General features: G+C 36.1%; 23 protein-coding genes. 11 read left to right on the top strand and 12 right to left on the bottom strand.

Annotated features, from left to right (window positions below):
• Nucleotides 1-337: 337 nt before the first annotated feature.
• From rpmH to mnmE, 5 genes are all read left to right on the top strand, one after another.
• Nucleotides 338-472, top strand: a complete 135-nt coding sequence (gene rpmH, locus DYE19_RS10990; RefSeq protein WP_005539760.1) for a 50S ribosomal protein L34 — start codon at nucleotides 338-340, stop codon at nucleotides 470-472.
• 16 nt (nucleotides 473-488) lie between these two features.
• Complete coding sequence (gene rnpA, locus DYE19_RS10985; protein ID WP_049214593.1) at nucleotides 489-848, top strand: ribonuclease P protein component; 360 nt, start codon at nucleotides 489-491, stop codon at nucleotides 846-848.
• The gene (gene yidD / locus DYE19_RS10980) at nucleotides 812-1,072 is read left to right on the top strand and encodes a membrane protein insertion efficiency factor YidD (RefSeq protein WP_049214594.1); all 261 of its coding nucleotides are present in this window, start codon (nucleotides 812-814) and stop codon (nucleotides 1,070-1,072) included. The genes rnpA and yidD overlap by 37 nt, the downstream gene beginning before the upstream one ends.
• Complete coding sequence (gene yidC, locus DYE19_RS10975) at nucleotides 1,072-2,697, top strand: membrane protein insertase YidC (RefSeq protein ID WP_115323559.1); 1,626 nt, start codon at nucleotides 1,072-1,074, stop codon at nucleotides 2,695-2,697. Before yidD ends, yidC begins: the two co-directional genes overlap by 1 nt.
• 84 nt (nucleotides 2,698-2,781) lie before the next feature.
• The gene (gene mnmE, locus DYE19_RS10970; protein ID WP_049214596.1) at nucleotides 2,782-4,140 is read left to right on the top strand and encodes a tRNA uridine-5-carboxymethylaminomethyl(34) synthesis GTPase MnmE; all 1,359 of its coding nucleotides are present in this window, start codon (nucleotides 2,782-2,784) and stop codon (nucleotides 4,138-4,140) included.
• Between the two features lie 95 nt (nucleotides 4,141-4,235).
• Here mnmE and DYE19_RS10965 read toward each other — a convergent pair whose 3' ends face one another.
• The 3 genes from DYE19_RS10965 to DYE19_RS10955 all read right to left on the bottom strand — a co-directional run bounded on the left by DYE19_RS10965 (nucleotide 4,236) and on the right by DYE19_RS10955 (nucleotide 7,308).
• Nucleotides 4,236-5,633, bottom strand: coding sequence for a DASS family sodium-coupled anion symporter (locus tag DYE19_RS10965; protein WP_115323558.1), 1,398 nt, complete (start codon nucleotides 5,631-5,633; stop codon nucleotides 4,236-4,238).
• A gap of 218 nt (nucleotides 5,634-5,851) precedes the next feature.
• Entirely contained in the window at nucleotides 5,852-6,352 is a 501-nt protein-coding gene (gene rraA / locus DYE19_RS10960; RefSeq protein ID WP_049214598.1) for a ribonuclease E activity regulator RraA, read from the bottom strand.
• 50 nt (nucleotides 6,353-6,402) lie between these two features.
• Entirely contained in the window at nucleotides 6,403-7,308 is a 906-nt protein-coding gene (locus DYE19_RS10955; protein ID WP_049214599.1) for a 1,4-dihydroxy-2-naphthoate polyprenyltransferase, read from the bottom strand.
• Between the two features lie 104 nt (nucleotides 7,309-7,412).
• Here DYE19_RS10955 and tsaA point away from each other — a divergent pair, with 104 nt between their 5' ends.
• Nucleotides 7,413-8,147: a tRNA (N6-threonylcarbamoyladenosine(37)-N6)-methyltransferase TrmO gene (gene tsaA / locus DYE19_RS10950; RefSeq protein ID WP_115323557.1), complete on the top strand. Its 735-nt coding sequence runs from the start codon at nucleotides 7,413-7,415 to the stop codon at nucleotides 8,145-8,147.
• A gap of 43 nt (nucleotides 8,148-8,190) precedes the next feature.
• Here tsaA and DYE19_RS10945 read toward each other — a convergent pair whose 3' ends face one another.
• The 3 genes from DYE19_RS10945 to DYE19_RS10930 all read right to left on the bottom strand — a co-directional run bounded on the left by DYE19_RS10945 (nucleotide 8,191) and on the right by DYE19_RS10930 (nucleotide 11,881).
• Complete coding sequence (locus DYE19_RS10945; RefSeq protein WP_115323556.1) at nucleotides 8,191-8,568, bottom strand: YgiW/YdeI family stress tolerance OB fold protein; 378 nt, start codon at nucleotides 8,566-8,568, stop codon at nucleotides 8,191-8,193.
• Between the two features lie 355 nt (nucleotides 8,569-8,923).
• Nucleotides 8,924-10,774 carry a translational GTPase TypA gene (gene typA, locus DYE19_RS10935; protein WP_115323555.1) on the bottom strand — a complete coding sequence of 617 codons (1,851 nt, stop codon included), beginning with the start codon at nucleotides 10,772-10,774 and terminating at the stop codon, nucleotides 8,924-8,926.
• A 123-nt stretch (nucleotides 10,775-10,897) separates the two neighbouring features.
• Complete coding sequence (locus tag DYE19_RS10930; protein ID WP_255313152.1) at nucleotides 10,898-11,881, bottom strand: alpha-2,3-sialyltransferase; 984 nt, start codon at nucleotides 11,879-11,881, stop codon at nucleotides 10,898-10,900.
• Between the two features lie 110 nt (nucleotides 11,882-11,991).
• Here DYE19_RS10930 and glnA point away from each other — a divergent pair, with 110 nt between their 5' ends.
• The gene (gene glnA, locus DYE19_RS10925) at nucleotides 11,992-13,410 is read left to right on the top strand and encodes a type I glutamate--ammonia ligase (protein WP_115323554.1); all 1,419 of its coding nucleotides are present in this window, start codon (nucleotides 11,992-11,994) and stop codon (nucleotides 13,408-13,410) included.
• A gap of 329 nt (nucleotides 13,411-13,739) precedes the next feature.
• Here the strand turns inward: glnA and rplI are convergent, their stop codons facing one another.
• The 5 genes from rplI to lexA form a co-directional block, all read right to left on the bottom strand.
• Nucleotides 13,740-14,189 (bottom strand): 50S ribosomal protein L9, encoded by a 450-nt coding sequence (gene rplI, locus DYE19_RS10920; RefSeq protein ID WP_049214604.1) that lies wholly within the window; start codon nucleotides 14,187-14,189, stop codon nucleotides 13,740-13,742.
• Between the two features lie 19 nt (nucleotides 14,190-14,208).
• Nucleotides 14,209-14,436, bottom strand: coding sequence for a 30S ribosomal protein S18 (rpsR, locus tag DYE19_RS10915; RefSeq protein ID WP_005717555.1), 228 nt, complete (start codon nucleotides 14,434-14,436; stop codon nucleotides 14,209-14,211).
• A 12-nt stretch (nucleotides 14,437-14,448) separates the two neighbouring features.
• Entirely contained in the window at nucleotides 14,449-14,775 is a 327-nt protein-coding gene (gene priB / locus DYE19_RS10910; RefSeq protein ID WP_115323553.1) for a primosomal replication protein N, read from the bottom strand.
• On the bottom strand, nucleotides 14,762-15,139 hold the full coding sequence (rpsF, locus tag DYE19_RS10905) for a 30S ribosomal protein S6 (protein WP_046339564.1): 378 nt from the start codon (nucleotides 15,137-15,139) through the stop codon (nucleotides 14,762-14,764). The genes priB and rpsF overlap by 14 nt, the downstream gene beginning before the upstream one ends.
• 230 nt (nucleotides 15,140-15,369) lie before the next feature.
• Nucleotides 15,370-16,008, bottom strand: coding sequence for a transcriptional repressor LexA (lexA, locus tag DYE19_RS10900; RefSeq protein ID WP_115323552.1), 639 nt, complete (start codon nucleotides 16,006-16,008; stop codon nucleotides 15,370-15,372).
• Between the two features lie 403 nt (nucleotides 16,009-16,411).
• On the opposite strand from lexA, the gene plsB reads away from it, so the two are divergent.
• The gene (plsB, locus tag DYE19_RS10895) at nucleotides 16,412-18,841 is read left to right on the top strand and encodes a glycerol-3-phosphate 1-O-acyltransferase PlsB (RefSeq protein ID WP_049214607.1); all 2,430 of its coding nucleotides are present in this window, start codon (nucleotides 16,412-16,414) and stop codon (nucleotides 18,839-18,841) included.
• Nucleotides 18,842-18,931: 90 nt separating this feature from the next.
• Here plsB and ffh read toward each other — a convergent pair whose 3' ends face one another.
• Nucleotides 18,932-20,308, bottom strand: coding sequence for a signal recognition particle protein (ffh, locus tag DYE19_RS10890; RefSeq protein ID WP_049214608.1), 1,377 nt, complete (start codon nucleotides 20,306-20,308; stop codon nucleotides 18,932-18,934).
• 139 nt (nucleotides 20,309-20,447) lie between these two features.
• On the opposite strand from ffh, the gene DYE19_RS10885 reads away from it, so the two are divergent.
• The 3 genes from DYE19_RS10885 (at nucleotide 20,448) to exbB (ending at nucleotide 23,284) form a co-directional block, all read left to right on the top strand.
• Nucleotides 20,448-21,251: a cytochrome C assembly family protein gene (locus tag DYE19_RS10885; RefSeq protein WP_115323551.1), complete on the top strand. Its 804-nt coding sequence runs from the start codon at nucleotides 20,448-20,450 to the stop codon at nucleotides 21,249-21,251.
• A gap of 100 nt (nucleotides 21,252-21,351) precedes the next feature.
• The gene (locus DYE19_RS10880) at nucleotides 21,352-22,611 is read left to right on the top strand and encodes an HlyC/CorC family transporter (RefSeq protein ID WP_049214610.1); all 1,260 of its coding nucleotides are present in this window, start codon (nucleotides 21,352-21,354) and stop codon (nucleotides 22,609-22,611) included.
• A gap of 217 nt (nucleotides 22,612-22,828) precedes the next feature.
• Nucleotides 22,829-23,284: a TonB-system energizer ExbB gene (gene exbB, locus DYE19_RS10875; RefSeq protein WP_115323550.1), complete on the top strand. Its 456-nt coding sequence runs from the start codon at nucleotides 22,829-22,831 to the stop codon at nucleotides 23,282-23,284.
• Nucleotide 23,285 lies beyond the last annotated feature (1 nt).

Raw genomic sequence — 23,285 nt, 5'->3', positions numbered from 1 at the left:
ATTCTATTATCGTTATAGTTAAAATTTATTGGAAGAAATTCCGCCAAAAGCGCGGTCTTAAGAAAACTAATTCTACAATAAAGTCGTCTAAAGATCTGCATATAAGGCTTAAAAAAAACGAAAAAGGTTGCTTGAGATTTTTATTAAAAAACGTATAATTTCGACCGCATCTTTGCTTTTTATTAAGGTTATTAAGGAAACTGAGACTTATTTACTCATTTTTCCTATTCTAAATTTGACGAACGTTGAATTTATGATTACAATTCCGTTCCTTAATTTTATTAATCCTTGTTTTCAAGATTACTGAACAATTTTTTGATTTAGGTAAATTATAGTTATGAAACGTACATTTCAACCATCAGTATTAAAACGTAGCCGTACTCACGGTTTCCGTGCACGTATGGCAACAAAAAATGGCCGCCAAGTGTTAGCTCGTCGTCGTGCTAAAGGTCGTAAATCTTTATCAGCATAATGCTAGTTCTATTGGTGTGATTAAGCTGAATTTTTCTAGGGAGTTACGTTTGTTAACTCCCATTCATTTTAAATATGTCTTTGAACAGCCGTTCCGTGCTAGTACACCAGAAATCACTATTCTTGCTCGCCCAAATAATCTCCTGCATCCACGTTTAGGTCTGACTGTTGCTAAAAAGCATTTAAAAAGAGCGCATGATCGTAATCGTATCAAACGTTTATGTCGTGAAAGTTTTCGTTTATTACAACACACACTTCCACATTATGATTTCGTGATTGTAGCAAAACAGGGTATAGGCAAGTTAGATAACCGCACCTTGAATCAAACACTGGATAAATTATGGCAACGACACATTCGTTTAGCTCAAAAATCTTAATTGGGCTAATTCGTATTTACCAAATTGTCATTAGTCCACTTATTGGTCCTCGCTGTCGCTTTACACCAACCTGCTCTTGTTATGGTATTGAAGCATTAAAAACACATGGTGCAGTAAAAGGGAGTTGGCTTACAGTAAAACGTATATTAAAATGTCATCCTTTAAACGAGGGTGGATACGATCCTGTTCCACCAAAGATCAATAACAAAAAAGAGAAAAAATAATGGACTCAAGACGTAGCCTGTTAGTCATCGCACTACTCTTCATTTCTTTTCTTGTTTATCAACAATGGCAGCTTGACTATCACACGCCTAAGCCTGTTGTAACAGAACAAGTAAACTCTACTTCAGATGTGCCTACGATCTCTGCGAGTACATCAACTGCAGATATCACAACATCACAACAAAGGGGGCGTGTGGTTACCTTAGAAAACGATGTTTTTCGTTTACAAGTTGATACGCTAGGTGGCGATGTAATTCATTCAGAATTACTAAATTATGATGCTGAATTGAACTCTGATACCCCATTCACATTATTAACTAATAAACCAAACCATGTCTATATTGCGCAAAGTGGCTTAGTAGGAAAAGACGGTATTGATACGAAAGCCGGACGTGCTAATTATCAAGTTGAAGGCGATAATTTTATCTTAGCTGATGGTCAAAACGAACTCTCTGTTCCATTAGTTTTTGAAAAAGATGGGGTCATTTATCGAAAAGTTTTCGTATTAAAACGAGGCGCTTATGATGTTGGTGTGAATTTTGAAATTGATAACCAAAGTGACAAAACGATCGAAGTAGAACCTTACGGTCAATTACGTCATACTTTAGTTGAAGATACTGGTAATGTCGCAATGCCAACTTATACAGGAGGAGCCTATTCCTCTTCTGAGACAAATTATAAAAAATATAGCTTTGATGATATGCAAAAAGCAAACCTCGCTATTTCAACAAAAGCAGGTTGGATCGCTGTATTACAACACTATTTTGTCTCCGCTTGGATTCCAAACCAAGATGCAGATAACCAACTTTATAGCTTAACAGATAAAGCGAATAATCTTGCTTCTATTGGTTATCGCGGTCCAACAACGATTGTTCCAGCCGGGACAACTGAAACGATCAAAAGTGCACTTTGGACAGGTCCTAAGTTACAAGACAAAATGGAAACTGTGGCTAATCACCTTGATTTAACCGTAGACTATGGCTGGGCTTGGTTCATTGCCAAACCACTCTTTATGTTATTGACTTTTATTCAAAGTATAGTCCATAACTGGGGTCTTGCTATTATTGGTGTAACATTAGTTGTGAAAGCCCTTCTATATCCATTAACAAAAGCACAATATACCTCAATGGCAAAAATGCGTATGCTTCAACCAAAACTACAAGAAATGCGTGAACGTTTTGGCGAAGATCGTCAACGGATGAGCCAAGAGATGATGAAATTGTATAAAGAAGAAAAAGTTAACCCTTTAGGTGGTTGTTTACCAATTCTTTTACAAATGCCTATTTTTATCGCATTATATTGGACATTCTTAGAGGCCGTTGAATTACGTCATGCACCATTCTTTGGTTGGATTCAAGATTTATCTGCACAAGATCCTTACTATATCCTCCCAATTTTAATGGGTGCATCTATGTTCTTGTTGCAGAAAATGTCTCCTACACCTGTAGCAGATCCAACACAGCAAAAAGTCATGAATTTCATGCCAGTACTATTCACAGGATTCTTCCTGTTCTTCCCATCAGGCTTAGTGTTATACTGGTTAGTATCAAACTTGATTACGATTGCTCAGCAACAACTCATTTATCGTAGTTTAGAGAAGAAAGGCTTACACTCTCGCCATAAATAAGTTGCACTAAAATGAATCTAAAAGGCATCAATTTGGTGCCTTTTGTTTTAATAGTAAAGTGCGGTCCTTTTGGAGAAAGTTTTTATGAAAGAAACAATTGTTGCACAAGCAACTGCACCAGGCCGTGGAGGCATTGGAATTTTACGTGTATCAGGTCCCAAATCAGTAGAAGTTGCTAATGCGGTATTAGGTAAATGCCCAAAGCCTCGTGTAGCGGATTATTTACCCTTTAAAGATCTTGATGGCACAATATTAGATCAAGGTATTGCTCTGTATTTCAAAGCACCTCATTCTTTTACGGGCGAAGATGTACTAGAGTTGCAAGGTCATGGTGGTCAAGTTGTACTTGATCTTTTGCTTAAACGTATTTTACAAATAGAGGGGGTACGTTTAGCACGTCCTGGCGAATTCTCTGAACAAGCATTTCTAAATGATAAACTCGATTTAGCGCAAGCTGAAGCAATTGCAGACTTGATTGATGCGAGCTCTGAACAAGCTGCTCGCTCTGCATTAAAGTCGCTGCAAGGTGAATTTTCAAATAAAGTCAATCAGCTTGTAGACAGTGTGATTTATTTACGTACTTATGTGGAAGCTGCGATTGATTTCCCTGATGAAGAAATTGACTTTTTAGCAGACGGAAAAATCGAAGCTCATTTAAATGAGATTATTCTGCAACTAGATAAAGTACGTTCTGAAGCTAAACAAGGCTCCATTCTACGTGAAGGAATGAAAGTTGTGATTGCGGGTCGCCCTAATGCAGGTAAATCAAGTTTATTAAATGCACTAGCAGGGAGAGAGGCAGCAATTGTAACTGATATTGCAGGTACTACTCGCGATGTGTTGCGTGAGCATATTCATATTGATGGTATGCCGTTACACATTATAGATACTGCTGGCTTACGTGAAGCAACGGATGAAGTTGAACGTATAGGTATTGTAAGAGCTTGGAGCGAAATTGAACAAGCCGATCGTATTTTACTTATGTTGGATAGTACTGAACCTAATAACCAAGATTTAGAAACTATACGAGTAGAATTTTTAGCTAAATTACCTGCAACAATTCCAATCACTATGATACGTAATAAAGCAGATTTAAGTGGCGAAATTGAAGGACTAAAAGAACAAAGTGGCTACACTGTGATCACTCTTTCAGCAAAAACACAGCAAGGTGTTGATTTACTACGTGAACATTTAAAACAATCAATGGGGTATCAAACAAATACAGAGGGGGGTTTTCTTGCCCGCCGTCGCCATTTAGAAGCTCTCGAAAAAGCCGCACACCATTTGCGACAAGGTCATATTCAATTGACTCAATTCTATGCTGGTGAACTATTAGCGGAAGAACTACGGATGGTACAAAATCATCTAAGTGAAATTACAGGCCAATTTACCTCTGATGATTTACTAGGAAATATATTTAGCTCATTCTGTATCGGTAAGTAATCAATAATAAAGTGCGGTTAACATTTTGTAGATATTAACCGCACATTGTCTACTGAAAAAAATCTAATGGGTTATAAGCAATGTTCATTCAGTGCTTATTTTGCTAACCAGAAATAATAGCCAATAGTTGCAATTACGAAGATACAAATAATATTGAGTATTACCCCTGCTTTAATCATTTCACTCTGTCTAATATCACCAGTACCGAATACAATCGCATTTGGCGGTGTGGCCACTGGTAACATGAAAGCACATGATGCACCTAAGCCGATAATTAAAGCTAGTCCAAGTTCTGGCATATTTAATGACTGTGCAATAGAAATAAAAATTGGTACTAATAAGGCAGCACTTGCTGTATTTGATGTAAATTCCGTTAAGAAAATAATGAAAGCTGCAACAATTAAACCAATCAAGTAGAAATGACCACCATCAATTAAAAATACAATGCCATCTGCCAGTACTTTACTTGCCCCAGAGTCCCTTAATACCGCACTTAATGTTAAGCCACCACCAAATAGCATTAAAACACCCCAATCTGTATTGTCTTGGATTTGTTTCCAAGTTGCCACTCCTGTGGTACAAATTGCCACGGCAGCTAATAAGGCAATCACACTATCAAAACTAGCAATTTTCTTTTCTAAACCAAGCAAGCTAGATACAGCTGGGTTAATTTTACTGCTGAACACCCAACATAATGCAATAATAACGAAAATAGCTAATGTCGTAATCCGTTTACCATTCATTTCTATCGCTTCAAATGTTTTTTCAAAACGGACATTCAATTTTGGCTTAAACACAATATAAAGCGTACCAATCATGATCGGCATTAAAATTAGCATAATTGGTAAACCATAAACTAACCAATCAGAAAAAGTTAAGTTTAATTGAGAAGCAACAATGGCATTAGGTGGGCTTCCGACTAAGGTTCCCATCCCACCGATATTGGCACTATACGCAATACCTAACAAAATAAAAACATAAGTATTATGACTTTCTTCTCTATCCATTTGACTTAATACCCCCATTGCAAGCGGTAACATCATCGCCGCTGTTGCAGTATTACTCATCCACATTGATAAAAATGCAGTAATAGAAAAAAGGTAGATACTCGCCAAGAATAAACGACCATTTGCTAATGCCATGATCTTATTCGCAATCATACGATCAAGACGTTGAATATGTAATGCAGTTGCTAAAGCAAAGCCTCCGAAGAAAAGGAAAATCGTTGGATTAGCAAATTCAGCCAGCGCTGCTTTAGTAGTCACTAAACCTAAACTAATAGCTAATAGAGGAACAAGTAATGCAGTTACAGTCACATGTAATGCTTCCGTTAACCAGAGTACAGCAATAAAGACAAGTAATGCCAAGCCCTTATTTGCTTTAGCGTCAAAAGGTAACACCTTAAGCAAAACAAAAAATATGACAATATCTAATAGAAAAATAATGGCATTGCGGTTCAATCCATTTTTTACTGGGGTCTCTGCGACATTCATAATATTATCCTTCTAAAATAAACAACAAAGGGGAAGAAAGCTGCTTAGCTTATAAGCAGAATTCTTGCAGAAGTTAGCATTATGTTAATAAAAAGCAACACATTTCTTATGGATTTGTGAACAAACGCATAAAAATAAATAAATAATAAAAAAGTGCGGTCAAAATTTTAACAATTTTTTAACCACACTTTTTTTTATTTTTAGCTTAAATGAAAATATTACTCTTCACCAAACTCATCAAGCTCTAGAGGTTCTTGTGACAGAATAATTCCTGTTAAATCAGCATAAACATAATCTTCAGGAAAGAATGTTACACCACCAAAATTAACAGGCACATCGGTTTCACCACTATTATATCGATCAGCGCCAACAGGGATTGGTGCTAAAGCATGAATACCAATATCAATATTCTCTAATTGCTGAATTTGGCGTACCGCACCATAAACAATGATGCCCTCCCAGCCATTATCCGCAGCCAATTGAGCAATCTCCGCATCAACTAATGCTCGACGTACGGCACCGCCACCATCAATCAATAAGACTCGTCCTTCACCGTTTTCTTCTAAAATTTCTGTAATCAGTCCATTATTTTCAAAGCATTTGACTGTTGTCACTTTGCCATAAAAACTACTGACACCGCCAAAACTTGAAAAAATAGGCTCAACTACATCCACTTGATCAAGATAAATATCACAAAGCTCAGAAGTATCAATGTACATAATATTACCTTATATTGCAGAAAATTAATTTAGCTAGTATATGCCTATTGTTAGCTGAGAAGCAAGCCTAAACTAAATAGCCCGTTGATAAGTAACGCAATTAACGACATTTGTGCCAGCATTGGACGTAATGCAAGCGGTTCTTTATGTTTAGAAACAAAAACCCCATGCTTAATTAACCAAGGTAATGCTAAAACAAATAAAAAAGCGGTCACTGTTTGCACATAAATAACAGCAAAAATGCAATAGCATAACGTCGAAACAATTAACAATAAGCAATGATAACGTCGACCATTTTCTGGACCTAGCCGAACAGCAAGCGTATTTTTTCCCGCTTTACGATCTTGCTCAATATCCCGTAGATTATTAATATTTAAAACTGCACTGGCGAGTAATCCTGTTGCAATTGCAGGCAATAAAATTGAAAAATTAAGTTGTTGAGTTTGTAGATAATAGGTGCCACCAACACCTAAAATACCAAAGAAAAGCAATACTGATAAATCCCCTAAGCCCATATAGCCATAGGGCTTTGTCCCTACAGTATAAGTAATCGCAGCAACAACAGCCAATACACCTAATAGAGTAAATGCTAATAAATCTGCTATATTTTGATATGCTATTATAATCAGTAATCCACCACAGCATAGGCTTGCTATAGCAACAATAATCAGACCTTTTCTTAGCTGCTTCGCATCAATCATGCCTTGTTGAATTCCTCTAAGAGGCCCAATACGTTCGACTGTATCAGAACCTTTCTGATGATCACCATAGTCATTAGCAAAGTTCGATAAAATCTGCAATAAAATGGTAGTAAGCAAACACAGTAATGTTATTATCCAATTGAATTGACTAGACCAAGCTGCTAATGCTGCTCCAGTAATAATTGAAGCAACAGCAAGGGGGAGTGTTTTTGGCCTTGCTGTATCGATCCACATTTTAATAGCATTTTTTGTCATAAAAATCACTTATAAAAAGAAAAAGCACGATCTAAAGCGCACTTTTGCGTAAAATAGTCATAATTTGGCTCTATTCTACACGAAATCATAATATTAAGGAAAATATGTCTAACTTATCTCTGACCTTAACTCCTGTTGCAATCCTACATAGCCCCTACAAAGAAAAGTTTTCTGTGCCACGTCAGCCTGATTTAGTTCAAGATGGTACTGCAATCATCGAATTACTACCACCTTATAATCAATTCGAAAGTGTCAGAGGTTTAGAACAATTCAGTCACCTATGGCTTATTTTTCAGTTTAATAAAGTACCTGCTGGTAAATGGAGCCCAACAGTTCGTCCACCTCGATTAGGCGGAAATCAACGTATTGGTGTTTTTGCTTCACGCGCCACTCATCGCCCGAATCCTCTAGGCTTATCAAAAGTTGAGCTACGTCAAATAGAATCTAAAAATGGGAAAATCTTGTTATATGTCGGTCCAGTTGATTTAGTTGATGGCACACCTATTTTTGATATTAAACCTTATCTTGCTTATGCCGATAATCAACCTAATGCAAAATCTGGTTACGCACAAAATAAACCTAATTCTCAATTAAAAGTAACTGTTAGTGAACAAGCACAGCGTAAATTTAAAGAAATTGAAAAAAAACGACCGCACTTTCAGCGTTTTGTGACTGAAGTCATTGCTCAAGATCCACGTCCAGCTTATCAACAAAATAAGCTGTCAGATCGTATTTATGGAATCCGATTATATGAATTTAATATTCGTTGGAAAATGCAAGAGAATAGCTTAAATGAAGCAATAATTTTAAATATTGAAGAAGTTACAACGACTTTGTAAAAAGTGCGACCATACTTAATAAAAGCTGGCCGCAATAAATTGATTATTTAGAAATATCCTTCACATCAATTTCAGTTCTATTCCATTCTTTATCAACATAGCCCTGAATACTAATTTTATCTGTTGGTTGGATAGTTTGTCCTCGCCAAGCACGATTGCTTACATCCAGCTGGATTTCATTACCTGCAACATCACGAAAAACAAACTCATCATCATCAATTTGTTTTACGATATAGCCTTCAATAATGACTGGCGTTTTATCAGCGGAATTTAATGCATCTTTTACCGTTTTTACAACAGATGCACTATCATAGAAACCGCCTTTACCTTGTTTACCATCATGCTTAGGAGCAAAACCACCCTGTGCAACAGCGGCACTTGATACAGCTAATACTGACATTAATGCAATTAATTTTTTCATAATACGTTCCTATAAAAGTAAGTTAAGTGAATAGTCGAAAGGCTAATTACCTTTTGATGATGACATTAAACAACAAAAATATTAAGAAAAGCTTAATAATTACTCATCTGAGTTTTTTTTATTTTCTAGCTTAAAAGAAATGCGTACTTACTTATTCAATGGGTTGTTTTTATTGCTATATTTATTACACCTCAAGCGGGATTATTTGGTTTGTTCCGTTATGATGTACTACTAATTTTTGCTATCCTCGCCCAATTCATCATGTTTTATACAACGTTTGAAACAGCCTATGAAATTAAATTCAATAAAAAAAGACCGCACTTAAAAGTGCGGTCGATATTCACAAAATTTTGAGTTAGTAAGTGCTAGTACTGGTTGTAGTACGACTTGCACGCTTACGATCTACTTCCGTTAATAATTTTTTACGGATACGGATTGAACTTGGTGTGACTTCTACTAGTTCATCATCATCAATAAACTCAATAGCTTGTTCTAAACTAAAACGTACAGGTGGCACTAACACTAAAGCTTCATCTTTACCAGATGCACGCATATTAGTGAGCTTTTTACCTTGTAAGCAGTTTACAGTTAAGTCATTTGAACGACTATGAATACCAATAATTTGTCCTTCATATACTTCAGTACCATGATCAATCATTAATTTACCACGTTCTTGTAAACCAAATAAGGCATAAGCTAGCGCCTTACCCGTCGAGTTAGAAATCAAGACACCATTTTTACGTTGACCAATTTCACCCGCCTTCACATCATCATAGTGACTAAAACTTGAATATAATAAACCAGTACCTGAAGTCATCGTCATAAACTCACCACGGAATCCAATTAGACCACGGCTTGGAATCACATATTCTAAACGGGTACGACCTTTACCATCTGGTACCATATCACGGACTTCGCCTTTACGAATACCTAAGGCTTCCATAACTGCACCTTGATGCTGCTCTTCAATATCAATCGTCACTTGCTCAAATGGCTCTTGTTTACGCCCCTCTACTTCTTTATAAATAACTCGTGGGCGTGAAACGGCAAGCTCATAACCTTCACGACGCATATTTTCAATTAACACAGAAAGATGCAATTCACCACGACCAGACACACGGAACGCATCTGGATCAGGGGTTTCTTCGACGCGTAACGCTACATTATGCACCAACTCTTTATTTAAACGCTCAAGAATTTGGCGAGAAGTTACATATTTACCTTCTTTACCACAAAATGGTGACGTATTTACACAGAAAAACATCGTAACAGTTGGTTCATCAACACTTAATGCAGGCAAAGCTTCCACGTTATTAATATCACAAATCGTATCAGAAATATTTAACTCGCCTAATCCAGTTAATGCAATAATATCACCAGCATAAGCACGTTCTGTTTCATAACGTTGTAAACCTAAGTGACCTAGTACTTGCCCAATTTTCCCAGTACGTGCTTTACCTTCGGTATCAATAATTGTCACTGTTTGATTGGGTTTTACTGAACCTCGTTTAATACGGCCAATACCAATAACACCAACATAATTATTATAATCAAGCTGTGAAATTTGCATTTGGAAAGGTTGTTCAAGTTCTACTTTTGGCGGCTCAACATATTTCACGATAGCTTCAAATAATGGTGTCATATCAGGCGCTAACTGATCATGCTCTAAACCTGCTACACCATTTAATGCAGAGGCATAAATAATCGGGAAATCTAATTGCTCATCTGTCGCACCTAAATTGACAAACAAATCAAAAACTTGATCAACTACCCAATCAGGACGAGCGCCAGGACGATCAACTTTATTAATAACGACAATCGGCTTTAAACCATGCGCAAAGGCTTTCTGTGTCACAAAACGTGTTTGCGGCATAGGACCATCAAAAGCATCAACAATTAATAGTACACAATCAACCATTGACATTACACGTTCTACCTCACCACCAAAATCGGCGTGCCCTGGTGTATCAACAATATTAATACGGTAGTCATTCCAGTTAATTGCTGTATTCTTAGCTAAAATCGTGATACCACGTTCTTTTTCAATATCATTAGAGTCCATTACACGTTCATCACCGTCATTACGCGATGCCTCTAATGTGCCTGATTGTTGTAAGAGTTTGTCAACAAGGGTTGTTTTACCGTGGTCAACGTGAGCGATAATTGCGATGTTACGCAATTTATTGATATCTATTTTATCTGTCATTGAGAAAAATCTTATGTATTGAAAATAGGAAAAGTTCTTTTTTCTGACCGCACTTCTAGTAAAAAATGTGGGAAAGGCGCGGTATTCTATTATAAAAACCCTTCATAGTCATTAAAAAAATGACTATTTTTCTCTCAAGTAATGCTTAATAGCACTAGGTAATCTTAATAAATCTTTAAAAAATCGAAATGCAACATTAGAATAAAGAGCTTTTTTCTTGGGACTTAGTATTCCTAGTTTTTTATACACAAATTTTGGTGGTAATAATATATCATCAATATAATTAATTTTTTTATCTGGAACATAACAAACATCATTCTTAAAATCAGGCAGTGGAAAATACTTAGACATTGGACTATGACTTGATATAGAATAGAAATTCACATCATAAGTTTCTTTTAAAAAAAGTAATGCGTCTATATCAGTATTTTCATTATGAAATCCAGCTTGACTGATGCTATTATTAAAACTAGGTATTAATTTTAAAATATTATTTTTTTTATGTTCAAAAGCATAGCTTGTTTGTTCTTCTGTATAAAAATCTATTCCTACTAAATAAATATCCTTATATCCCGCTGCTACTGCAACAGCTGCCATATAAACACCTGAAGTAATTCTTTTACCCTCAAAAACCTCCCTAAAACGAAGATATTTATCAAGCTTTTCTAATTTAGATAAATATTCTTCATATCCATTGGTCACTCCAATAAACACATTCATTAATTTCTTATTTTCATTAAACTCAAATTCATTAGTATTAAAAGAAGATAATATTATATTTTCACATATATATTCTTTATTTCTAACCAAATTATATAGTGTGTAATACTGTTCCAAAATAACACCAGTATTAAAAAATACTGCTTTTATATTTTTTCCTAAATAATATTTATCCTCAAAATAAAATTGATTACAACGAAAAACATCATATCTTTCTGGAAGCACGCTATATTCAATTTTAGACAGGCTTTTCCCATTACCAGCAATAACAACAGACTCTACATTATTCCTATCAATTCCCTTCGATTTTATCTTCAATGTCATTTCTTCCCCCCCCCATTTATCCATATTCTCTGATTGTCCACTAAATTTACTAATAATAGACATAAATTATACTCACACTTTATAAAAAGAAGAATAAAAAAGCTAGATTTATATCGTAACTTTTATTATATTCATAAATTTCCAGTACTACTCGAAATTTAAGGATTGATCATATGCCAAACGCTACTGCCATCTCCAATGTATTCAAACTAATTGAAGAATACGATATTAAATTTGTCTTACTTCGCTTCACTGATATTAAAGGAAAAGAACATGGTGTCTCTTTACCAATAAGCCTAGTAGATGAAGATCTCTTTGAAGATGGAAAAATGTTTGATGGTTCTTCAGTAGAAGGGTGGAAAGCAATAAATAAAGCCGATATGTTATTGATGCCAATCCCAGAAACTGCTGTTATCGATCCTTTCGCTCAAATCCCAACCCTTTCTCTTCGCTGTAGTATCTATGAACCAACCACTATGCAAAGTTATGATCGGGATCCTCGTTCTATTGCTATTCGTGCCGAAAATTATATGCGTTCAACAGGCATTGCCGATGAAGCATTCGTTGGTCCAGAACCTGAATTTTTCTTATTTGACGATGTACGTTTTGATGTTTCAATGCATCGTAACTCTTATTCAGTTGACGATATTGAAGCAAGTTGGAATAGTCATAAACGCTATGAAGATGGTAACAATGGTTATCGCCCTTCAAAGAAAGGAGGATATTGTGCTGTTGCACCTATTGATAGCGCACAAGATATTCGTTCTGAGATGTGCTTAATCTTAGAAGAAATGGGATTGGTCATTGAGGCTCATCACCATGAAGTTGCTACTGCAGGTCAAAATGAGATCGCAACTAAATTTAATACATTAACTAAGAAAGCTGACGAAACTCAAATTTATAAATATGTTGTACAAAATGTTGCTTATGAACATGGTAAAACAGCTTGCTTTATGCCAAAACCAATTACAGGTGACAATGGTTCAGGAATGCATTGTAATATCTCATTAAGTAAATCTGGTAAAAATATCTTCCAAGGTGACAAATATGCTGGTTTATCAGACACTGCACTTTACTTTATTGGCGGTATCATCAAACATGCTAAAGCATTAAACGCTTTTACTAACCCAACAACAAATTCTTATAAGCGCCTAATACCAGGTTTTGAAGCCCCCGTCTTATTAGCTTATTCTGCGAGCAATCGTACAGCCTCTATCCGTATTCCTGCAGTTACGAATCCAAAAGCGATCCGAATTGAGGCCCGTTTCCCTGATGCATTGGCAAATCCATATCTTGCCTTTGCTTCACTCTTAATGGCTGGGCTAGATGGTATCACAAACAAACTTCATCCAGGTGATGCAATGGATAAGAATCTTTATGATTTACCTCCCGAAGAATTAAAAAATATTCCTGCTGTCGCAACATCATTAGAAGAAGCACTCAATGCATTAGCCAATGATTATGAATTTTTAACTAAAGGAAACGTATTCACTAAAGCATTTATTGATGCATTTATCGCTATAAAGCGTAAAGAGGTTGAGCGTTTAAATATGACGCCACACCCCGTTGAATTTGAAATGTATTATGCATAAGACCAGTCATCCTAATTATCGTCCAAGTACTCTTTGCGAGTACTTGAAAAACGAATAAGTAATGTGTAAATTTCAAATATTTTATCCTTTACAATTCATCTTACATATTAGATTCGTATTAATGGGTGACTGATTTCTATAATAAAAAATTGTGTTAATAATGCTAATTAAAACGATTATTAGATACTTTATCAAACATAAGTTAGGGCTGATTCAAGAGTATCAATACAGTTAGATTTGAGTATATTTTTCACAAATGTGATATCTAACAAAGCCAGATAACAAAAAACCCAGCAAATAGCTGGGTTTTTTATCTTTAATCTAGCGAATTATTCAGCAACAATAATAACATTTACAGTTGCAAATACTTCACCATGAAGTTGGAACTTAACTTCGTGCTCGCCTAAAGTCCGAAGTGGACCTGTTGATAAGCGAACTTCACTTTTAGCCACTTCAACGCCAGCTGAAGTCACTGCATCTGCAACATCACGAGTTGTGATAGAACCGAATAAACGACCTTCATCACCTGCTTTAGATGTAATAGTTACAGAACCTAACTCTGTTAATTTCGCTGCACGCGCTTGGGCTGCTGCCAAAACTTCTGCTGCTTTCGCTTCTAATTCTGCACGACGTGCTTCGAAATGCTCAATGTTAGCTTTGGTTGCCATGACTGCTTTACCCTGTGGGATTAAGAAGTTACGTGCAAAACCTGATTTAACATTTACTTGATCACCAATATTTCCAAGGTGAACCACTTTATCTAAAAGAATTACTTGCATTACCGTATCCTCTCTTTAATTACTGATGGTTGTCAGTGTACGGAAGTAACGCTAAATAACGTGCACGTTTGATAGCACGAGCTAATTGACGTTGATACTTCGCACGAGTACCGGTAATACGGCTTGGAACAATTTTGCCGCTCTCTGTGATATAGTTCTTTAATGTAGCAACATCTTTATAATCGATTTCAACTACATTTTCCGCTGTGAAACGGCAGAACTTACGACGACGGAAATAACGTGCCATTTGGCTAGTCTCCTAATCTATAAATTCGATTTGCTCGGCATGTAATACTAATTGGCTTAAACCATTTACAGTTTTATGTGAACTTACAAAGCCCATTACCAAAAGCTGACTGCCGACCGTAATGCTTTGAGTTTTTTCTATTAATTGATTACCACTTACTTGGATTAACATTTTACACCAAGCCTGTCGGCTTAGTCCCGCTTCTTGTTGTATAGAACGATGTTCTAACAAAAATTGGCAATGCTCAATACCATTCGGGCTTTTTATTCGTTTTAATTGACTCGCAACTTGACCAATCAATGAAAAACGATTATCAATTTTTAAATTACTCTTCAGCATCCTCAAAATCGTTGTTTTCAACTTCAGCTAAAGCTTTACGATCGTCTTTTGCTTTAACCATTGGGGACGCTTCTGTTACGGCGTGCTTAGTACGAATGATTACGTTACGAAGAACTGCGTCGTTGTAACGGAAAGTTGTTTCTAGCTCGTCGATGACTTCTTGAGGCGCTTCTACATTCATTAACACATAATGTGCTTTATGTAATTTATTGATTGGGTACGCTAATTGACGGCGACCCCAATCCTCTAGGCGATGAATTTGACCGCCAGCTTCTTTTACAGAACCTGTGTAACGTTCAATCATGCCAGGTACTTGTTCGCTTTGGTCCGGGTGAACCATAAACACGATTTCGTAGTGTCGCATTACTGCTCCTTACGGGTTAATCAGCCTCTGACTGTTAGACCAGCTACCAATCTGCAGAAGCAAGGAACGAAAATTCAATGTAGCTGTAAGGTGGTGAATTATACATATAATTAGCGGTTTTGCAAGATAAAGCACAGTCTGTTTTCTAAAAATATTCTGCTTTTATACTCGCTAAATTATACAAAAAAGAACCGCACATTCAGTTGCGGTTCTCTTAATCAATAGCCTATTTACATCCACGCATTGTTACGAATAATACCAACTGCAATACCCTCAATTTCAAAATTTGGTTGTTGGTTTAAATCAACGATAATTGGTTCAAAATCCTCATTTTCGGCATGGAGATAAACAACTGCGCCTTTACGTTCTAGACGTTTTACGGTTACTTCATCTTCAATACGGGCAACAACGATTTGTCCATTACGTACATCCTTTGTGCTATGCACGGCAAGTAAATCACCATCCAAAATACCAATATTTTTCATCGATTGCCCATAAACTTTCAATAAAAAATCAGCTTGTGGTTTAAACATATTTGCATCGACTTTATAAGTGCCTTCAATATGTTGTTCTGCTAAAATTGGTTCACCTGCTGCGACTCTCCCAACTAAAGGAAGACCATTATTTTCTTCACTGACAGAATCTTCCTCAAGCAATAAACGAATACCACGTGATGTACCAGAAAGGATTTCAATCACCCCTTTTCTTGCCAATGCTTTTAAATGCTCTTCGGCTGCATTAGGCGAACGAAAACCAAGTTCTTTTGATATTTCTGCGCGTGTTGGGGGCATACCTGTAGTGTCTAAATGATGTCTTAGAAAATCATATACTTCCTGCTGGCGTGCTGTTAGTGCTTTAAATGCTTTCATAATTCACCCCTGTTTTTATATACATAACAACTGTTATTGTATACATGTATTCTAATATTGCAATCTTTTATTTTTAATATTCTTCTTTAAGGCAACAGTTTAAAGGAACATGGATTTAATCTGAATTACTCAGTCACTCAATAGATTTAAAATAATGATATTGAGTTTAAATACTAAAATACTTAACTTTATCCTTCATTGTTTTTTTATCGTATTTTCTATTCTACAGACTAAATTTTTATACATGATGCTATTATTTAGGTTCACATTCTATTTTAGTATTCACTACTTTATATATTAAAAGTCTATATAGTTCTTTTATTCAACAACTCACGTTTTTGAATTTTTATGGTAAAATAACGTAAATTATTTCTAATAAACTGATAAAAAACGGAAATTCACTATGTTTAGTTTTCTAAATATGTATCGCAAAGTATTGGAGTTGCCTTTATCCTTCTTAGTTAAAAACAATCCAATTCCCCATAATCCTATCGAAGAATTGAAGCTTGATACTACCCAACCTGTCGTTTATGTCTTGCCCTACACTTCACAGACTGATTTAGTTATTTTCCGCAAAAACTGTCTCAGTGTAGGTTTACCAGACCCTTTTGAAAAAAATGAAATTAATAACCAAACTTTACCTCGTTTTGTTTTTTTAGATGAAGGGCGTCGATTCTTTAAATCAAAAGGAGCAAAACAAGAGACTATCAATATATTTAATAAATACTTAGAGCTACACCACACATCTCCGACCCTTGATGTTCAGCTAATTCCTGGTTCAGTATTATGGGGACGTTCGCCAGGTCATGAAAATAAGTCAGACTTACCACAACTACGCTTATTAAGCGGTATTCAAAAAGTTATTGCCGCAGTCTGGTTTGGTCGTGATACTTTTGTTCGTTTCTCACAAGCTGTTTCTTTACGTTATATGGTGAATGAACATGGCTTTGATGAAGCTATTGCGCATAAATTAGCCCGCGTTGCCAAAATGCACTTCTCTAAGCAGCGTATTTCCGCAACAGGACCACGCTTACCTAATCGTCAGGCGATGTTCAATAAATTACTTGAATTACCAACGATTTTAGAAGCTATCAAAGATGAGGCAAAGTCAAAAAATATTAGTGAAGAAAAAGCAGCAGAAGAAGCAAAAAAAATCCTCAATGAGATTGCCGCAAACGTTAATTATGAGGGTTTACGCGTAGCAGATCGTTTTTTACGTTGGTTGTGGAATAAACTTTACCAAGGTATCGATGTACAGAATGCAGATCGTGTGCGTAAACTGGCTTTAGATGGACATGAAATTGTCTATGTCCCTTGCCATCGTAGCCATATTGACTACTTATTACTTTCTTATTTACTTTACCATCAAGGCTTAGTCCCTCCACATATTGCAGCAGGAATTAATCTTAATTTCTGGCCTGTAGGAGCGATGTTTCGTCGAGGTGGTGCATTTTTCATTCGCCGCACATTCAAAGGTAATCGCTTATATTCGACTATTTTCCGCGAATATCTCGCAGAGCTTTTCCATCGTGGCTATCCTGTCGAATACTTTATCGAAGGTGGTCGTTCTCGTACTGGTCGATTACTTGCACCTAAAACAGGTATGATGTCAATGACATTACAAGCACTTTTACAACGGCAAACACGTCCAATTTCCGTGGTACCTGTCTATGTAGGCTATGAACACGTTTTAGAAGTAGATACTTACGCTAAGGAATTACGTGGTGCGGCAAAAGAAAAAGAAAACGCAGGTTTAGTATTACGTGTGATTAAAAAACTACGTAATTTAGGTAAAGCCTATGTGAACTTTGGTGAGCCAATTACATTAAGTAATTTCTTAAACAAACACTATCCTGAATGGAAAGAAAATATTAATAACGAAGATCGTCCACAATGGTTTAATCAAGCCGTCGATAGTGTCTCAAACCAAGTGATGATAAATATCAACAATGCTGCAGCAGTCAATGCGATGAATTTAACTGGAACCGCATTATTATCCTCTCGTCAGCGTGCGCTATCGCGTGAGCAATTATTAGAACAATTAGGTAGCTATCAACAGTTTTTACAAAATGTGCCTTATTCACAAGATATTGTAGTACCAACTGATTCACCTGAAACGATGTTAGAGCATATACTCAAACTAGAGCGAGTGGGAATCATTATTGAAAAAGATAATTTTGGTGAAATCGTACGTTTAGAACGTAATGCTGCTGTCTTAATGACGTATTATCGTAATAATATTCAACATTTGTTTGTATTACCATCATTGGTAGCAAGTATCGTACTGCATTACGAGGCAATTCAAAAACCATTAGTTCATGATGCTATTAGTAAAATTTATCCATTCTTGAGAAATGAACTTTTCTTGTCTTTCTCACAAGAGGCTCTACAAGAGCGAATCAATCAAATTATTACTGAATTTGAGCGTCAAGAAATAATTAAGTGCAATGCCAATATGCTTTCTATCAATAAATCTCGAGTTAGAATGTTACAGCTTTGGTCTTCGGGTATACGTGAAATATTACAACGTTACTACATCACCGTGAGTATTCTAGAAAACGACCCTGCGACACCCCGTGCAAGCTTAGAAAAAGATAGCCAATCTGTTGCACAGCGTTTGTCTGTATTACATGGTATTAATGCGCCAGAGTTTTTTGATAAAGCTGTGTTCTCTGCATTTATTGCCAGCTTGAAACAGGAAGGCTATTTTAATGATGAAGGTATTGCAAATACAGAAAAACTCAGTGAGATTATCGAAATTCTAAACCAAGTAATTTCAACTGAGGTGACTTTGACAATCAAAGGTGCGATTGCAAAAATTGAAGAAGAGTAATCTTTTGAAAAGACACTCATAAAACAAAAGTGCGGTCAAAATTTTTACTTTTTTGACCGCACTCGTTCTTTCCCATAACTGAAGACTGAGTTAACGTCTAAACATTCCGCCTAAACCGCCAAGCCCGCCCATCATGCCTTGCATACCACGCATCATTTTTGCCATTCCACCTTTGCGCATTTTCTTCATCATACGTTGCATTTCGTCGAATTGTTTAAGCAATTTATTCACATCTTGTACTTGAGTGCCTGAACCCATGGCGATGCGGCGACGGCGAGATCCTTTGATAATATCTGGATTTGCACGTTCTTTAAACGTCATTGAATTAATAATAGCCTCCATTTTATTAAACATCTTATCATCAACTTGATTTTTGACATGATCAGGTAAGTTTTTTGCGCCAGGCAACTTATCTAACATGGACATCATCCCGCCCATTTTTTTCATTTCGATTAACTGTTCTCGGAAATCTTCTAAAGTAAAATTATCACCCTTCTTGAATTTTTGGGCCATTTTTTCAGCTTTTTCACGATCAACTGAACGCTCCAAATCTTCAATTAAAGAGAGCACGTCTCCCATACCTAAGATTCGTGATGCAACACGTTCTGGATGAAAAGGTTCTAAAGCATCAGTTTTCTCACCTACCCCTAAAAACTTAATTGGCTTCCCTGTAATCTGACGAATAGATAAGGCTGCTCCACCACGCGCATCTCCGTCTACTTTGGTTAACACCACCCCTGTTAAAGGTAAAGCTTCATTAAAAGCTTTTGCGGTATTTGCAGCGTCTTGACCTGTCATTGCATCCACCGTGAAAAGCGTTTCGATTGGGTTAAGTGCGGCGTGAATTTGTTTAATTTCATCCATCATTTCGCCATCAACATGAAGACGACCTGCGGTATCCACAATTAATACATCATAGAATTTTAATTTTGCTTCAGTTAAAGCTGCTTGAGCAATAGCAACAGGGCGTTGACTCACATCCGATGGAAAAAAATCAGCACCAACGGTTTGTGCAAGTGTTTCTAATTGTTTAATTGCGGCGGGACGATAAACGTCAGCGGATACGACTAATACTTTTTTCTTATGACGCTCTTTTAAAAATTTAGCCAGCTTACCGACACTCGTTGTTTTACCCGCCCCTTGTAAACCTGCCATTAAAATGACTGCTGGTGGTTGCGTTGCAAGATTCAAGCTTTCATTTGCTTCTCCCATTGCCACTTCAAGTTCAGCTTGAACAATTTTGACAAACTCTTGACCTGGTGTAAGACTTTTATTGACTTCAACACCAATTGCTCGTTCTTTGACTTTATTAATAAATTCACGTACTACAGGTAAAGCGACATCTGCTTCTAATAATGCCATACGCACTTCACGCAAGGTGTCTTTAATATTATCTTCTGTCAAACGACCACGCCCACTAATATTACGTAACGTTTTAGACAGGCGTTCTGATAAATTCTCAAACATGAGTTATTCCTAATTACACAAACAAAAATTGTATCAATTATACTGAAATCAGATAGATTTTCACCCCTTGAAATAAATTAATGGCGATTTAACGCGGAGAAAGCTAGAATAAATCAATTCTTGATATGAGGAAATTTCCATGTGGTTTGCAATTCTTTCAATGCTTTTTTATCTTTCTAGTGTATTGCTAATTACGCCTATGCTATTAAAAATCCAAGCAGGTGAACCAGCATCGTCTCCTAACAAAATTCTCTTTTTTGCAACCGCACTTATCGCTATTAGTCTCCATTTTGTTAACTTAATCCCGCTTTTTAATAATTTAACTAGCGGACAGAATTTTACTGTCATGGAAATTAGCTCATTAATTAGTGTCATTACTGCATCACTCGCCACTTTTGCGCTCTTTTTTCATGTACGTACTCTGTGGTTTTTATTACCTATTATTTATTCCTTTACTATCATTAATTTAATCTTAACTACATTGCTTCCAACACATTTTATGTATCATCTAAGTCAAAATATTGCACTTTTCTTTCATGTTGGTTTATCGTTATTTACGTATTCAATTTGTTTAATGACTGCACTTTATTCAATTCAACTGCTTTGGATTGATAATAGTTTAAAAAATAAGAAACTAGTTTTTTCTCCTATAATTCCTCCTTTAATGACAGTTGAACGTCACTTTTTTCGCCTTATGCTCACAGGAGAAATCCTGCTTACGATTGTGCTCATATCAGGCTCTTTTCATCTAGCCAAGGACTTTGCACCACAAGATATTCAAAAAGCGGTATTTTCTTTTTTGGCTTGGCTAGTCTTTGCATTTGGACTCATAGGACATTGGCGACTTCATTGGCGTGGCAAGAAAATAGTAATATATGCCATGTTAGGACTAATACTACTTAGTATTGCGTATTTCGGTAGTCGTGTAATGCTTGAAATATAAACAATTTTTATTTATTCTTATACACAGTAAAAGTGCGGTCTAAACAAGTAAAAATTGACCGCACTTTTCAATTTTTGATTAACTCACAAAAGGATGCATTTTGGACAGTATTCCCCTTAGTACCTTATTTATTGCACTTATCATTTTATTGATCATCTCAGCTTATTTTTCGGGTTCAGAAACAGGCTTACTCTCCGCTAATCGTTATCGCCTTCGCCACCTTGCTGAAAAAGGGCATAGCGGTGCTAAAAAAGCAGAAAAATTATTGAAAAAAACAGATGTGTTACTCAGTTTAATCTTAATCTGTAATAATTTAGTCAATATTACTGCTTCGGCAATTACAACTATTATTGGTATGCGTATATACGGTGATGCAGGTGTAGCGATTGCAACAGGCGCACTCACATTTGTTATGTTAATTTTTGCTGAAATTTTACCCAAAACAATCGCGGCACGTTATCCAGAGAGGGTTGCTTTTACCTCAAGCCATCTTCTAGCGATTTTCTTACGCCTCTTTACACCATTGGTGTACTTAATAAATCTCATTATTCAAGGGATCTTAGCTTTATTACGTTTAAAATCAGACAATAAATCCCCCTCATTAAGTCCAGAAGAGCTACGTTCTATTGTGAATGAGTCAGGCAAATTTATTCCATCCGCTCACCAAGAAATGTTACTGTCTATTTTAGATTTAGAGCAAGTTACTGTGGACGATATTATGGTCCCACGCAATGATATTGGTGGCATTGATATTGATGATGATTGGAAATCAATTATGCGCCAACTTAATCATGCAGCTCATGGGCGTGTCGTATTATATAAAAGTAGTATGGATGAAAATATTCTTGGTATGCTACGTGTCCGAGAAGCTTATCGTTTAATGTTAGATAAAAATGAATTTAGTAAAGAAACATTAATCAGGGCGGCTGATGAAGTCTATTTTATTCCTGAAGGTACTGCATTGAATGCTCAACTATTAAACTTTCGTAATAATAAAGAACGCATTGGTTTAGTAGTTGATGAATATGGCGATATCAAAGGATTAGTCACTTTAGAGGATATTTTAGAAGAAATTGTCGGTGAGTTTACAACATCAACTGCCCCTTCTATTGAAGAAGAAGTCATCCCACAATCAGATGGTTCGATGATTATTGAAGGCTCAACTAATTTACGTGACCTCAATAAACTTTTCGATTGGAATCTAGATACAGAAGAAGCTCGAACTTTTAATGGATTGATTCTTGAGCATCTCGAAGAGATTCCAGAAGAAGGAACTGTATGTGAAATTAATGGCTTACAAATCACTATTCTAGAAGTCAGTGATAACATGATAAAACAAGCACAGGTTGTGAAACTTTAATACATTTTGATTGGCGATGAATTGATATCATCGCCTTTTATATTACACTCATATACTTTTTTAATTTCTCCCAATCTCCCATCTGATTTGTTCATAAATCTATCGTCTTTTTTATTTACCTCAATTAGCGCTTTTGCTAAAATTTTGCAATTGAAATTAATTCTCAATAGCGTATAATGCAAAACTTATTTTTCGCTGCAAATTAAAGGACTTTTTTATGCCACAGTTGTTTCAATTTTTACAAAACTATATCGACTATATCATTCTTGGTTTACTTGCGTTAATGAGCTTTATTATGGTATGGCTAGTTGTAGAACGTTTCATTTTCTTAAGTAAAGTGAATGTAGAAAATTATGATACTGTGCATGAACTTGATATTGATTTACAGCGTAATCTTACCGCAATCGCTATTATCGGCTCAAATGCACCTTATGTTGGTCTGTTAGGTACAGTTATCGGTATCTTACTGACGTTCTTTGAATTAGGTCATTCTGGTGGTGAAATTGATGCTGCATCAATCATGGTACACCTTTCTTTAGCCCTAAAAGCTACTGCCGTTGGTATCTTAGTTGCTATTCCATCAATGGTTTTCTACAACGGATTAGGCCGAAAAATCGAAGTGAATCGTTTGAAATGGTTTGCCTTAAATGAGAAAAAAGCAAAACAAGCATAGG

This window comes from Pasteurella canis, assembly GCF_900454865.1.
GTDB classification, from domain to species: Bacteria; Pseudomonadota; Gammaproteobacteria; order Enterobacterales; family Pasteurellaceae; genus Pasteurella; species Pasteurella canis.
Note: the sequence above shows the minus strand (reverse complement) of the source record. Positions and strands in the feature narration are given on the sequence as shown.

Excerpts from the sequence above, each read along its gene's own strand:
- rpmH (WP_005539760.1), top strand. The coding sequence starts at position 338 with ATGAAACGTACATTTCAACCATCAGTATTAAAACGTAGCCGTACTCAC.
- yidD (WP_049214594.1), top strand. The coding sequence starts at position 812 with ATGGCAACGACACATTCGTTTAGCTCAAAAATCTTAATTGGGCTAATT.
- yidC (WP_115323559.1), top strand. The coding sequence starts at position 1,072 with ATGGACTCAAGACGTAGCCTGTTAGTCATCGCACTACTCTTCATTTCT.
- mnmE (WP_049214596.1), top strand. The coding sequence starts at position 2,782 with ATGAAAGAAACAATTGTTGCACAAGCAACTGCACCAGGCCGTGGAGGC.
- DYE19_RS10965 (WP_115323558.1), bottom strand. The coding sequence starts at position 5,633 with ATGAATGTCGCAGAGACCCCAGTAAAAAATGGATTGAACCGCAATGCC.
- rraA (WP_049214598.1), bottom strand. The coding sequence starts at position 6,352 with ATGTACATTGATACTTCTGAGCTTTGTGATATTTATCTTGATCAAGTG.
- DYE19_RS10955 (WP_049214599.1), bottom strand. The coding sequence starts at position 7,308 with ATGACAAAAAATGCTATTAAAATGTGGATCGATACAGCAAGGCCAAAA.
- tsaA (WP_115323557.1), top strand. The coding sequence starts at position 7,413 with ATGTCTAACTTATCTCTGACCTTAACTCCTGTTGCAATCCTACATAGC.
- DYE19_RS10945 (WP_115323556.1), bottom strand. The coding sequence starts at position 8,568 with ATGAAAAAATTAATTGCATTAATGTCAGTATTAGCTGTATCAAGTGCC.
- typA (WP_115323555.1), bottom strand. The coding sequence starts at position 10,774 with ATGACAGATAAAATAGATATCAATAAATTGCGTAACATCGCAATTATC.
- DYE19_RS10930 (WP_255313152.1), bottom strand. The coding sequence starts at position 11,881 with ATGTCTATTATTAGTAAATTTAGTGGACAATCAGAGAATATGGATAAA.
- glnA (WP_115323554.1), top strand. The coding sequence starts at position 11,992 with ATGCCAAACGCTACTGCCATCTCCAATGTATTCAAACTAATTGAAGAA.
- rplI (WP_049214604.1), bottom strand. The coding sequence starts at position 14,189 with ATGCAAGTAATTCTTTTAGATAAAGTGGTTCACCTTGGAAATATTGGT.
- rpsR (WP_005717555.1), bottom strand. The coding sequence starts at position 14,436 with ATGGCACGTTATTTCCGTCGTCGTAAGTTCTGCCGTTTCACAGCGGAA.
- priB (WP_115323553.1), bottom strand. The coding sequence starts at position 14,775 with ATGCTGAAGAGTAATTTAAAAATTGATAATCGTTTTTCATTGATTGGT.
- rpsF (WP_046339564.1), bottom strand. The coding sequence starts at position 15,139 with ATGCGACACTACGAAATCGTGTTTATGGTTCACCCGGACCAAAGCGAA.
- lexA (WP_115323552.1), bottom strand. The coding sequence starts at position 16,008 with ATGAAAGCATTTAAAGCACTAACAGCACGCCAGCAGGAAGTATATGAT.
- plsB (WP_049214607.1), top strand. The coding sequence starts at position 16,412 with ATGTTTAGTTTTCTAAATATGTATCGCAAAGTATTGGAGTTGCCTTTA.
- ffh (WP_049214608.1), bottom strand. The coding sequence starts at position 20,308 with ATGTTTGAGAATTTATCAGAACGCCTGTCTAAAACGTTACGTAATATT.
- DYE19_RS10885 (WP_115323551.1), top strand. The coding sequence starts at position 20,448 with ATGTGGTTTGCAATTCTTTCAATGCTTTTTTATCTTTCTAGTGTATTG.
- exbB (WP_115323550.1), top strand. The coding sequence starts at position 22,829 with ATGCCACAGTTGTTTCAATTTTTACAAAACTATATCGACTATATCATT.